Source organism: Virgisporangium aurantiacum (genome assembly GCF_016863635.1).
Lineage (GTDB): Bacteria > Actinomycetota > Actinomycetes > Mycobacteriales > Micromonosporaceae > Virgisporangium > Virgisporangium aurantiacum.
The window spans coordinates 19,958-31,885 of record NZ_BOPG01000034.1 but is presented as its reverse complement, the minus strand read 5'-3'; the positions used below and the strand labels follow the sequence as shown (position 1 = coordinate 31,885).

The following is an 11,928-nucleotide window of genomic DNA, read 5'->3' as shown; positions in this document are numbered from 1 at the left end:
GGGTCACCAGGCGCATGAACGCGTCCTCCAGCGACGGCGCGTCGGCCACCACGTCGGCGAGCGGCGCGTCGGCGAGCAGCCGGCCGCGGGCGATCACCACGAGGTGGTCGGCGGTCTGCGCCATCTCGGCCATCAGGTGGCTCGACACCAGCACGGTCCGGCCCTCCGCAGCGAGCGAGCGCAGCAGCGTCCGGATCCACACGACGCCCGCCGGGTCGAGCCCGTTGACCGGCTCGTCGAAGAGCAGCACCGGCGGGTCGCCGAGCAGGGCGGCCGCGATGCCCAGCCGCTGCTTCATCCCGAGCGAGAAGCCGCGGACCCGCTTGCGACCCACCTCGTCGAGGCCGACCAGTTCCAGCACCTCCGCGACCCGCGCGCGGCCGATCCGGTTGCTCCGGGCCAGCCACCGCAGGTGGTCGACGGCGCGCCGGCCGCCGTGCGCCGCGTCCGCTTCGAGCAGCGCGCCGACCCGCCGCAGCGGATCGGCCAGGTCGCGGTAGGGCCGGCCGTCGATCCGGGCCCGGCCGGCGGTCGGCCGGTCGAGGCCGAGGACGATCCGCATCGTCGTGGACTTGCCGGCGCCGTTCGGCCCGAGGAACCCGGTCACCCGTCCCGGCCGGACGGTGAAGGACAGGTCGTCGACCGCGGTCGCGCGGCCGTAGCGTTTGGTGACTCCGTCGACTTCTATCACCGGGCGGACGTTAGGTTCCGATCAAACCCCGGTGCAGTTCACCAAAGTCGCGGATTCCGTAGCCGAAAGTCGTCGGTGGCGGGCGGTAGCGTCCGGTCATGCCCTGGGGTCCCGTGGCCATCGTCCTGGCCGACACGCTGATCTTCGCCGGCGCGCGCTCGCCGGGCTGGTGGGCGACGGTCGCGTACGGGCTGGCCGTCGCCGGTGCGGTGGCGCTGCGCCGCCGGTCGGCGCCGGCCGCGTACGTGGCCGCGATCGGGCTCGCGCTGGTGTCGGGCGCCGGGCTGGTGCTGCTGCTGTGGGCGGGCTACCAGGCCGGTCGCGCGGTCGTCGGCCGGTCGGGCGGCGCCGTGGTGGTCGGGGCCGCGGTGGGCGGCCTGGTCGGTCAGCTCGCGCTTCAACCGAAAGACGGGCCGGTGACGCGCACCGCGGCCGCCGCCGTCACCACGTACCTCGTGTTCGCGGTGCTGCCGCTGCTGGCCGGCCGCTACCTGGCCCAGCACGAGCGGCTGGTGCGCCACCTGCGGTGGAGCCGCGACCTCCAGGCCGACCGCGAACGCCTCGACGAGCGGCTGCGCATCGCCCGTACCGTCCACGACTCGCTGGGTCACCGGCTGAGCCTGGTGTCGGTGCAGGCGGCGGCGCTGGAGGTGGCCGACCTCCCCGCCGAGCACCGGCACGCGGTGCGGCAGCTGGCCGGCGCGGCCCGCGGCGCGCTCGACGACCTGTACGTCCTGGTCGGCACGCTGCGCGAGCCGGGGCCGGCCGCCGCCGGCCCCGGCGTCGACTCGGTCGACGCGCTGGTCGCCGAGCACCGGTCGGCCGGGGTCACGGTGACGCTCGCGTCGTCGGGCGACCGGGAACGGGTCGGCGCGCCGGTCGACGAGGCGGTCTACCGGGTGGTCGAGGAGGGGCTCACCAACGCGGCCAAGCACGCGCCGGGGCAGCCGGTCACCGTCACCGTGGCCTGGGAGCCCGATTCGGTGCTGGTCCGGGTCACCAACCCGGTCGCCAACCCGGTCGCCGCGGACGCGCCGGTCGGCAGCTCGGGCGGGTTCGGGCTGGCCGGGCTCGACGAGCGGGTGCGCGCGGCGGGCGGGATGCTGCGTCACGACCGCGCCGGTGCGGGGTTCACGGTGCTGGCCATGCTGCCGACGGTCCCCGCCGATCTGGAACCGGGGCGGCCGACGCGGCAGGCCGTCACCCTCGGCGGCGTGGTGGCGGCGTCGGTTCTCGTGCTGGTGCTGCTCTCGATGATCACCGGGGTGCGCACGTGATCCGGGTGGTGATCGCCGACGACGAGCCGCTGATCCGGGCCGGTGTCCGCACGGTGCTGGAGTCGGCGGCCGACGTCACGGTGGTCGCGGAGGCGGCCGACGGGCGGGCGGCGGTCGACGCGGCCGTCCGCCAGCGGGCCGACGTGGCGCTGCTCGACATCCGGATGCCGCTGCTCGACGGCCTCTCGGCCGCGGAGGAGCTGCGCCGGCGCCTGCCCGCCCTGCGGGTGGTGCTGCTCACGGCGTTCGGCGTGGAGCCGAACGTGGTGCGGGCGCTGCGCGGCGGCGCGGCCGGGTTCGCGCTGAAGAACTGCACGCCGGAGGAGCTGCTCCGGGCGGTGCGGGCCGCGCACGCCGGCGACGCGTGGCTGTCGCCGCCGGTCACCCGGATGCTGCTCGGCATGGTGGCCCCCGACGGCGCCGACCGGCGGCAGCGCGCCGCGCGCCGGCTGAGCGCGCTCACCGGGCGCGAGGCGGAGATCGCCGCGCTGGTGGGCGAGGGGCTCACCAACGCGGAGATCGGCACCCGGCTGCACATGAGCGAGGCCACGATCAAGACGTACGTGAGCCGCGTGCTGGCCAAGCTCGACTGCGCCAACCGGGTGCAGGCCGCCCTGCTGGTGCGCGACGCTAGGTCGCCTTGAGCGCCGCGTCGTCTCCGGCGAAATCCGGGTTGGGGTCGGCCGGCGGGTTCGCCAGGTGCCACCGCACCGATCGGCCGATCGCCTCGTCGAGGTCGGTGGGCCGCCAGCCGAGCCGGCGGGTCGCCTTCGCGCTGCTGGCGAGGAGGTGCTGCTCGATGCCGCCGGTAAGGGCCAGGTCGGCGGGCAGAAGATCGTCCGCGACGCGCACCAGCTCGGCCTCGTGCCCGGCGACGGCCAGGATCGCCCGCATCCACGCGCCGACCGGGTACGTCGCCTGCTCGTTGACGTGGAAGACCTGCCCGCTCGCCTGGTCGAACCGGTCGAGCGCCGCGAGCACCGACGACGCGGCGTCGTCGATGTACAGGCGGGGGAGCAGCAGCGTGGCCGGGCCGACCGGGATGCGGGTGCGGCCGGCGCGCACCCGGCGCAGCACGAACTCCTCGCGCCGCTGCGGGTCGCGGGCGCCGTACACCATGCCGAGCCGCAGCACGGCGGCGCCGCGGGCGAGGTAGGCGGGCTCGACGTCGAGCTTGTCGTAGTCGTGGCCGCGCTCGCCGGGCGTGGTGCCGGCGCGGTGCGGGTACCGGTTCGCGCGCAGCGGCGCCTCCTCGTCGAACGGGACGGGTACCCGGGCCGGCCCGCGGGCGAGCAGGATCTCGTAGGCGAGCGAGACGTCGATGCTCGACAGGAGCACGATCGGCACGTCGGGCAGGTGCGGCAGCACGGCCTCGACGTCGGCGGCGGTCATCGCCATGGCGTCGAGCACGGCATCCGGCCCGAACGCGCGGATCTGCTCGCCCAGCGTGGCGAACTGCGACCGGTCGGCGTGCAGGTGGGTGCCCAGCACGGGCTCCGGTTCGGTCTGCCCGCGGTGGACGATCAGGACGTCGTCGCCGCGCTCGACGAGCAGTTCGACGGTGCGCCGGCCGATGAACTCGGTGCCACCGATGACGAGGATCCGCATCGACCCACCCGATCACGCCGCCATGACCCCCGCGAGCCGGGTTCGCTGTGGGCGTACGGTTGTTGCCACCGTGTTACGCATGATGATACTGTCCGCTGCATAACTATTCGTCACGCGAGAGGATGTGGATCATGGGACTCACGGTCAGCGTCGCCGGTGCCAGCGGCTACGCCGGCGGTGAGTTGCTGCGCCTGATCGCCGGGCACCCGCACCTCGAGGTGGGCGCCGTCACCGGGCAGGGGTCCGTGGGTGCCGCGGTGGGCGACGTCCACCCGCACCTCGTCCAATATGCCGGCCGCACGTTCACCGCCACCGACCCCGCCGCCCTGGCCGAGGCCGACCTGGTGTTCCTCGCGCTGCCGCACGGCGAGTCGGCCGCGATCGCGTCGAAGCTGCCGGCGGGCGTCAAGGTGGTCGACCTGGGCGCCGACTTCCGGCTCGCCGACCCGGAGAAGTGGGCCGCGTACTACTCCGGCCCGCACGCCGGCACCTGGCCGTACGGGCTGCCGGAACTCCCCGGGCAGCGCGCCGTGATCGCCGCCGCCGACCGGGTGGCCGGTCCGGGCTGCTACGCCACCACCATCACGCTGGCGCTGGCCCCGCTGATCGCGGCCGGTGTCGCGGACCCCGACGACGTGGTGGTCGTCGCCGCGTCGGGCACCTCGGGCGCCGGCAAGGGGCTCAAGCCGCACCTGCTGGCCAGCGAGGTGATGGGCGGGCTCACGCCGTACCGGGTCGGCGCGCACCAGCACGTCCCCGAGATCAAGCAGGCCACCGGCGCCCGCGGCCTGTCGTTCACGCCGGTGCTCGCGCCGATGCCACGCGGAATCCTCGCCACCGTCACGGCAAGACCCATCGGTGACGCGCGAGCAGCGCGCGAGGCGTTGGAGAACGCCTACGGCGACGAGCCGTTCGTGTACGTGTTGCCGGAGGGTCGGTGGCCGCACACCGGCGCGACGCTGGGCGCCAACACCTGCCTCATGCAGGCAGGCGTGGACGTCGACAGTGGACGGATCATCGTGACGAGCGCGACCGACAACCTCGTGAAGGGCGCCGCGGGCCAGGCCCTGCAGTGCGCCAACCTGATGCTCGGCCTGCCCGAGACCGCCGGCCTCGCGGTGAACGGGGTCGCGCCGTGACGACGACGTCCCCCAAGGGTTTCCGGGCGGCGGGTGTGGCCGCCGGGCTCAAGGCCAGCGGCGGCCTCGACGTCGCCGTGGTGCTCAACGACGGCCCACGCTACGATGCCGCCGGCGTGTTCACCAGCAACCGCGTGCAGGCGGCGCCGGTGTTGTGGAGCCGGGAAGTGGTGCGGCACGGGCAGGTGCGGGCGGTCGTCCTGAACTCGGGCGGCGCCAACGCGTGCACCGGCGCGGCCGGTTTCCAGGACACGCACGCGACGGCCGAGCACACGGCGGCGGCGCTCGGCGTCGGCGCGGCCGAGGTGGCGGTGTGCTCCACCGGGCTGATCGGCGAGCGGTTGCCGATGCCGGCGCTGCTCACCGGCGTCACCGAGGCTCTGGAGAAGGCCGAGACCGACGGCGGCGCATCAGCCGCCGAAGCCATCATGACCACCGACTCCCGGCCGAAAAACGTTGCCATCGCGGCGAACGGCTTCACCGTCGGCGGCATGGCGAAGGGTGCCGGCATGCTCGCGCCCGGCCTGGCCACCATGCTCGTGGTGCTCACCACCGACGCGGTGGCCGACGCGTCCACAGTGGACACCGTGCTCCGCGAGGCGTGCCGGCTGACGTTCGACCGGCTCGACTCCGACGGCTGCATGTCCACCAACGACACCGTGCTGCTGCTCGCCAACGGCGCGAGCGGCGTCGCACCGTCCACAAAGGAGCTTGCCGCGGCCGTCACCGCCGCGTGCGAAGACCTCGCGGCGCAACTGCAGTCCGACGCCGAAGGGTCCACAAAGGACATCGCGATCGCGGTGACCAACGCGGCCACCGAGGCCGATGCGGTGGAGGTCGGCCGCGCCGTCGCCCGCAGCAACCTGGTGAAGACCGCGTTCTTCGGCAACGACCCGAACTGGGGCCGCATCCTGTCGGCGATCGGCACCACACGTGCCGCCTTCGACCCCGACGGGATCGACGTGGCGATCAACGGCGTGCCCATCTGCGTCGGTGGCGCGGCCGGCGCCGACCGGTCCACTGTGGACCTGTCCGGACGGGCCGTCGACGTCACCATCGACCTGCACGCCGGCGACGCGGCGGCGACGATCCGCACCAACGACCTGTCGTTGGCCTACGTCCACGAGAACTCGGCCTACTCCACATGAGCGACAACGGGAAACGGGCGCGGGACCTCGGGATCGCGCTGGGCAAGGCGAGCACGCTCATCGAGGCGCTGCCGTGGCTGCAACGGTTCGCGGGCAGCATCGTGGTCGTCAAGTACGGCGGCAACGCGATGGTCGACGCGGAACTGCAGCGGTCGTTCGCCGCCGACATGGTGTTCCTCCGTACCGTCGGCATCCACCCGGTGGTGGTGCACGGCGGCGGGCCGCAGATCTCGTCGATGCTGAAGCGGCTCGGGATGCAGTCGGAGTTCCGGGGCGGGCTGCGGGTCACCACCGCGGAGGCGGCCGACGTCGTGCGCATGGTGCTCGTCGGGCAGGTCGGGCGGGAACTCGTCGGGCTCATCAACGAGCACGGCCCGTACGCCGTCGGCATGTCGGGGGAGGACGCGCGGTTGTTCACCGCCGTGCGGCGGCACGCGATCGTCGACGGGGAGCCGGTCGACATCGGTCAGGTGGGCGACGTCGGGTACGTCAACCCGGACGCGGTCACCGACCTCATCGCCGCCGGGCGCATCCCGGTGATCGCCACCGTGGCGCCCGACGCCGACGGCGTGCTGCACAACGTCAACGCCGACACGGCCGCCGGCGCGCTCGCGGTGGCGCTGAAGGCCCGCAAGCTGATCGTGCTCACCGACGTCGAGGGCCTGTACGCGAACTACCCCGACCCGGCCAGCCTCATCTCCCGGCTCACCGCGGCGGAACTGGAGAAGATCCTGCCCACGCTCGACGCCGGGATGGCACCCAAGATGGAGGCCTGCCACCGCGCGGTGGCGGGCGGCGTGCCGGCCGCGCACGTCGTCGACGGGCGGGTGCCGCACTCGATACTGCTGGAGATTTTCACCTCGGAGGGCTTCGGAACGATGGTGACCCCATGACTCTGATCGATCGCTGGTCGAACGCCGCGATGAACACGTACGGGCCGCCGGCGCTGGCGTTGGTGCGCGGCGAGGGCGCCGTCGTCACCGACGAGTCCGGACGGTCCTATGTGGACCTCATCGGCGGCATCGCGGTGAACGCGCTCGGGCATGCCCACCCCGCCGTGGTGGCGGCCGTGGCCGAGCAGATCGGCACGCTCGGGCACGTCTCCAACCTGTACGCGCACCCGCGCGCCGTCGAACTGGCCGAGCGGTTGCTGGCGCTGGCCGGTCGCCCGGGCCGGGTGTTCTTCTCCAACTCCGGCGCGGAGGCGAACGAGGCCGCGTTCAAGCTGTCGCGGCGCACCGGCCGGACGCGGGTCGTCGCGGCCGAGGGTGGGTTCCACGGACGCACGATGGGCGCGCTGGCGCTCACCGGCCAGCCCGCCAAGCAGGAGCCGTTCCTGCCGTTGCCGGGCGACGTGACGCACGTGCCCTACGGCGACGTCGAGGCGCTGGCGAACGCGGTCGACGACACGACCGCGATGGTGCTGCTGGAGCCGATCCAGGGCGAGAACGGCGTCGTCGTCCCGCCGGCCGGCTACCTGAGCGCGGCGCGCGAGATCGCGACCCGGCACGGCGCGCTGCTCGTGCTCGACGAGGTGCAGACCGGCGTCGGCCGCACCGGGCACTGGTTCGCCTGCCAGACCGAGGGCGTCGAGCCCGACGCGATCACGCTGGCGAAGGGGCTCGGCGGCGGGCTTCCGCTGGGCGCGCTGCTGGCGTTCGGCGACGCCGCGACGTTGCTGCAGCCCGGCATGCACGCCACCACGTTCGGTGGCAACCCGGTGTGCTGCGCGGCCGGCCTAGCCGTGCTCGACACGATCGAGAGCGAGGGCCTGCTCGACCGCGTGAAGCGGTTGGGGGAGCGGCTGCGGCGCGCCATCGAGGGCATCGGCTCGCCGGTGGTCTCGCACGTCCGCGGCGCGGGGCTGCTGCTCGGGATCGTGCTCACGGAACCGGTGTCGGCGACGCTCGCGGCGAAGCTGATGGACGCCGGGTACCTCGCCCAGGCCGTGCAGCCCGACGTGCTCCGGATCGCGCCGCCGTACGTGCTCTCCGATGAGGAAGCGGACGGGTTCGTCGCCGCCCTGACCGGTGCGCTCTCATGACGTCCAACAGCTTTTTGCGCGACGACGACTTGGACCCGACCGACCAGGCCGCGGTGCTCGATCTCGCCGCCGCCATGAAGGCCGACCGCACCGGATTCCGGCCGCTCGCCGGGCCCAGGGCCGTCGCCGTGATCTTCGAGAAGTCGTCGCTGCGCACGCGGGCGTCGTTCGAGACCGGCATCGCCGAACTCGGCGGCCACCCGCTCATCATCGACGCGCAGACCACCCACTTCGGCCGCGGCGAGACGCTCGGCGACGCGGCGCGCGTGCTCTCGCGCTATGTCGCCGCGATCGTGATGCGGACGAGCGCCGACACGCGCCTCAGCGAGGTCGCCGCGGGCGCCACCGTGCCGGTGGTGAACGCGCTCACCGACGGCTTCCACCCGTGCCAGATCCTCGCCGACCTGCTCACCGTGCGGGAGCGGTTCGGCGACACGAAGGGGCGCACGCTCGCGTTCCTCGGCGACTCGGCGAACAACATGGCGCATTCGTACCTGCTCGGCGGCGCCACCGCGGGCATGCACGTGCGGGTGGCGGGGCCGGCCGGCTTCGTCCCCGACGCCGACGTTCTGGCGAAAGCGGCCGCGATCGCCGCGACCACCGGGGGTTCGGTCGATGCCGGTACCGACCCGGTCGCGGCCGTTGCCGGCGCCGACGTGGTCGCCACCGACACCTGGACCTCGATGGGCCAGGAGGGCGACGGGCTCGACCGGATCACCCCGTTCCTGCCGTACCAGGTGAACGCGCGCCTGCTCGACGGCGCCGCCGACGGCGCGATCGTGCTGCACTGCCTGCCCGCGCACCGCGGCGAGGAGATCACCGACGACGTGCTCGACGGACCGGTGTCCGCGGTGTGGGACCAGGCGGAGAACCGGCTGCACGCCCAGAAGGCGCTGCTGCAGTGGCTGATCGGTCCGTGACCCACACGAAGGCCGCCCGGCACGCGCGGATCTCGGAACTGATCCGGGCCAACCTGGTGACGTCGCAGGCCGAACTCGTCGAGCACCTGCGGGCCGACGGGATGAACGTCACCCAGGCGACGCTCTCCCGCGACCTGGAGGAGCTGCAGGCCGTGAAGGTCCGCGGCGCCTACGTGATCCCGCCGGAGAACGAGCGGCCGCTGCGTCCTTTCGTCGTCGGGGAGGCGCCCGCGCGCCTGATCCGGCTGCTGCGTGAGCTGCTCACCGGCGCCGACGCCAGCGGCAACCTGGTGGTGCTGCGCACGCCGCCGGGCGCGGCGCAGTTCCTGGCCAGCGCGATCGACCGGGCCGGGCTGCCCGACGTGCTCGGCACGATCGCCGGCGACGACACGATCCTGCTGGTCGCGCGGGAGGGGGTGAGCGGTGCCGACCTGGCCGCCCGCTTCACCGCCTGGGCGTCCGACCTGGCTTCCGACTCGGCCTCCGATTTGGCCTCCGACTCGGCCTCCGACTGGGCCTCTGACACCGACGAGATGCAGGACTGAGAGGATCTGAGGCGTGACCCAGCAGACCGATGGCGCCACCCGGCTGTGGGGCGGGCGATTCACCGGCGGGCCGGCCGAGGCCCTCGCCCGGTTGTCCGTCAGCGTGCAGTTCGACTGGCGGCTCGCCCCGTACGACCTCGCCGCGTCCCGCGCACACGCCCGTGTCCTGGCCCGCGCGGGCCTGCTCGACGCCGACGAGCTCGGCCGGATCCTCGCCGCGCTCGACGACCTGGAGTCCGCCTGCGCCGCCGGCGAGTTCCGGCCGTCCGTCGACGACGAAGACGTGCACACCGCGCTCGAACGCGGGCTGCTCGAACGGCTCGGCGCGCTGGGCGGCAAGCTGCGGGCGGGCCGGTCGCGCAACGACCAGGTGGCCACCGACCTCCGGCTGTACCTGCGCGAGCGGGTCCGCGGGCTGGCCGGTCGGCTCGCCGAGCTGGCGTCGGCGCTGGCCGACCAGGCCGGCCGGCACATCGACACGCCCGCGCCCGGTTTCACCCACCTGCAGCCGGCCCAGCCGATCTCGTTCGGGCACCAGTTGCTGGCGCACGTCCAGGCCCTGCTGCGCGACCTCGACCGGCTGCGCGACTGGGACAAGCGGGCCGCGGTGTCGCCGCTGGGCGCGGGAGCCCTGGCGGGAAGTTCGTTGCCGTTGGACCCGGCGCAGGTCGCCAAGGAACTGGGCTTCGACAGCCCGGCCGCGAACTCCATCGACGCGGTCGCCGACCGCGACTTCGCGGCGGAGTTCCTCTTCGTCGCGGCGCTGGTCGGTGTGCACCTGTCCCGGCTGGGCGAGGAGGTGGTCATCTGGACCACCCCGCAGTTCGGCTGGGTGGAGCTCGACGACGCCTTCGCCACCGGGTCGTCGATCATGCCGCAGAAGAAGAACCCCGACATCGCCGAACTGGCCCGCGGCAAGTCCGGCCGCCTGATCGGCCACGTCGCCGGCACGCTCGCGATGCTCAAGGGCCTGCCCCTCGCCTACGACCGCGACCTCCAGGAGGACAAGGAACCGGTCTTCGACGCCGTCGACACGCTCGAACTCGTGCTGCCCGCGATGACCGGCATGATCGCCACCATGCGCGTCGACGAGGAGCGGATGGCTCTCGACGCGCCCCGCGGGTACACGCTGGCGACCGAGGTCGCCGAGTGGCTGGTCCGCCGCGGCGTCCCGTTCCGCGAGGCCCACGAGATCACCGGCAAACTCGTGGTGATCTGCACCGCCCGCGACTGCGCCCTCGACGAGGTCACCGACGAGGACCTGGCGTCGGTGAGTCCCCATCTGACCCCCGACGTGCGTTCCGTCCTGTCGGTGGCGGGGGCCCTGGCGGCCCGGATGACGCCCGGGTCGACCGGGCCGGGTCCGGTCTCGGACCAGCTGGCGACGGCGGCGGGCCGGATCGACCGCTGGCGCGAATGGGCCGGCGAGAACGTGGTCCCGCGCTGAGCCTGCGTCGGTTGTTGGCCGGGCCGGTAGAGGAGGCGGCGCGCGGTCTGCTCGGGTGCGCGCTGTCCGCCGGCGGGGTCACGGTCCGCATCACGGAGACGGAGGCGTACGCGGGGATGCGCGATGCCGCGTCACATGCGTTTCGGGGACGCACACCGCGTAACGAGATCATGTTCGGGCCGGCCGGGTTCGCGTACGTGTACTTCACGTACGGGATGCACTGGTGCATGAACGTGGTCTGCGGACCCGACGGGGAGGCCTCGGCGGTGCTGCTGCGGGCCGGCGAGGTGGTCCGTGGGCTGGCGACCGCCCGCGAACGGCGACCCGCGGCCCGGCGGGACGCGGAGCTGGCCCGGGGGCCGGCGCGGTTGTGCTCGACGCTGGGCATCACGCGTGAGCACTACGGCGTCGACCTGCTCGCCCTCGGCTCGGCCGTGCGCCTGCGTCGGCCGCGTGCCGTGGGTGAGCCGCCCGAGATCGAGGCCGGCCCCCGGGTGGGCGTGACCGGCGCCCACGACATTCCCTGGCGCTTCTGGTACGCCGACGACCCGACCGTGAGCACCTACCGCCGCCACGTTCCCCGCGCCCGCGCTCAGGAGCGGCAGCCGCAGCTGTAGAAGAGGATGTCCCAGTGGTGGCCCTCGTTGGTGTACAGGTTGCCGGACTTGGCGCGGTACTGGATGCCCCAGCCGGCCACCTCGCCGATCGGCTTGAACCACTTCGCGACGTAGGCGTCGACGCAGGCGTTGCGCCGGACGTCGATCTTCCAGCCGTTCCAGTGGCTGTAGGTGCCGCTGGCGTGCCCGGTCTCGGTGCCGCCGGTGACCACGATCGGGCACCTGCTCGCCGATTTCAGCGTGCGGAGGCCGTCGATCGTGGACTGGCGGACGCCGGTGAACGACGTGCACACCGGCCGGGTGCGTTCGGTGCAGTTGCCGCTGGCGTCCCAGGTGATGCCGGCGGCGTCCATCTGCTTGACGGCCTGGGCGTGGGTCAGTCGGGTGTCGGATCCGGCCGCGGCGGCACCGGTCGTGGCGCCGACGGCCAGGCCGAGGGCGGTGGCGACGCAAAGGGCAACTGCGGCCGGAATGCGCATTAACGACATGAGT

The 11,928-nt window shown here is 73.6% G+C and carries 12 protein-coding genes and 1 pseudogene; 10 read left to right on the top strand and 3 right to left on the bottom strand.

Annotated elements, in window-relative coordinates:
- Window positions 1-46 precede the first annotated feature (46 nt).
- Window positions 47-691: pseudogene (locus Vau01_RS28015) on the bottom strand (ABC transporter ATP-binding protein); the annotation flags it as partial.
- A 98-nt stretch (window positions 692-789) separates the two neighbouring features.
- Here Vau01_RS28015 and Vau01_RS28010 point away from each other — a divergent pair.
- Together Vau01_RS28010 and Vau01_RS28005 are read left to right on the top strand one after the other, a co-directional pair.
- A complete protein-coding gene (locus Vau01_RS28010) occupies window positions 790-1,968 on the top strand; it encodes a sensor histidine kinase (RefSeq protein ID WP_203998403.1) in 1,179 nt (392 codons plus the stop codon).
- Window positions 1,965-2,612 (top strand): response regulator transcription factor, encoded by a 648-nt coding sequence (locus Vau01_RS28005; protein ID WP_203998400.1) that lies wholly within the window; start codon window positions 1,965-1,967, stop codon window positions 2,610-2,612. The genes Vau01_RS28010 and Vau01_RS28005 overlap by 4 nt, the downstream gene beginning before the upstream one ends.
- On the opposite strand, the gene Vau01_RS28000 is transcribed toward Vau01_RS28005, so the two are convergent.
- Window positions 2,599-3,576, bottom strand: coding sequence for an NAD-dependent epimerase/dehydratase family protein (locus Vau01_RS28000; RefSeq protein WP_203998398.1), 978 nt, complete (start codon window positions 3,574-3,576; stop codon window positions 2,599-2,601). The genes Vau01_RS28005 and Vau01_RS28000 overlap by 14 nt on opposite strands.
- Before the next feature lie 131 nt (window positions 3,577-3,707).
- On the opposite strand from Vau01_RS28000, the gene argC reads away from it, so the two are divergent.
- From argC to Vau01_RS27960, 8 genes are read left to right on the top strand one after another with little or no spacing between them, the layout of a single operon-like run.
- Window positions 3,708-4,715: an N-acetyl-gamma-glutamyl-phosphate reductase gene (gene argC / locus Vau01_RS27995; RefSeq protein WP_203998395.1), complete on the top strand. Its 1,008-nt coding sequence runs from the start codon at window positions 3,708-3,710 to the stop codon at window positions 4,713-4,715.
- Window positions 4,712-5,863, top strand: coding sequence for a bifunctional glutamate N-acetyltransferase/amino-acid acetyltransferase ArgJ (gene argJ, locus Vau01_RS27990; RefSeq protein WP_203998394.1), 1,152 nt, complete (start codon window positions 4,712-4,714; stop codon window positions 5,861-5,863). Before argC ends, argJ begins: the two co-directional genes overlap by 4 nt.
- Complete coding sequence (gene argB, locus Vau01_RS27985) at window positions 5,860-6,756, top strand: acetylglutamate kinase (protein ID WP_203998392.1); 897 nt, start codon at window positions 5,860-5,862, stop codon at window positions 6,754-6,756. Before argJ ends, argB begins: the two co-directional genes overlap by 4 nt.
- The gene (locus Vau01_RS27980; RefSeq protein WP_203998390.1) at window positions 6,753-7,907 is read left to right on the top strand and encodes an acetylornithine transaminase; all 1,155 of its coding nucleotides are present in this window, start codon (window positions 6,753-6,755) and stop codon (window positions 7,905-7,907) included. The genes argB and Vau01_RS27980 overlap by 4 nt, the downstream gene beginning before the upstream one ends.
- On the top strand, window positions 7,904-8,827 hold the full coding sequence (gene argF, locus Vau01_RS27975; protein WP_203998388.1) for an ornithine carbamoyltransferase: 924 nt from the start codon (window positions 7,904-7,906) through the stop codon (window positions 8,825-8,827). The genes Vau01_RS27980 and argF overlap by 4 nt, the downstream gene beginning before the upstream one ends.
- Complete coding sequence (locus Vau01_RS27970; RefSeq protein ID WP_203998386.1) at window positions 8,824-9,372, top strand: arginine repressor; 549 nt, start codon at window positions 8,824-8,826, stop codon at window positions 9,370-9,372. Before argF ends, Vau01_RS27970 begins: the two co-directional genes overlap by 4 nt.
- A 13-nt stretch (window positions 9,373-9,385) precedes the next feature.
- A complete protein-coding gene (gene argH / locus Vau01_RS27965; RefSeq protein WP_203998383.1) occupies window positions 9,386-10,819 on the top strand; it encodes an argininosuccinate lyase in 1,434 nt (477 codons plus the stop codon).
- Window positions 10,789-11,436, top strand: a complete 648-nt coding sequence (locus Vau01_RS27960; RefSeq protein WP_203998380.1) for a DNA-3-methyladenine glycosylase — start codon at window positions 10,789-10,791, stop codon at window positions 11,434-11,436. Before argH ends, Vau01_RS27960 begins: the two co-directional genes overlap by 31 nt.
- On the opposite strand, the gene Vau01_RS27955 is transcribed toward Vau01_RS27960, so the two are convergent.
- The gene (locus Vau01_RS27955; protein WP_203998377.1) at window positions 11,412-11,924 is read right to left on the bottom strand and encodes a hypothetical protein; all 513 of its coding nucleotides are present in this window, start codon (window positions 11,922-11,924) and stop codon (window positions 11,412-11,414) included. The genes Vau01_RS27960 and Vau01_RS27955 overlap by 25 nt on opposite strands.
- Between the last annotated feature and the right edge of the window lie 4 nt (window positions 11,925-11,928).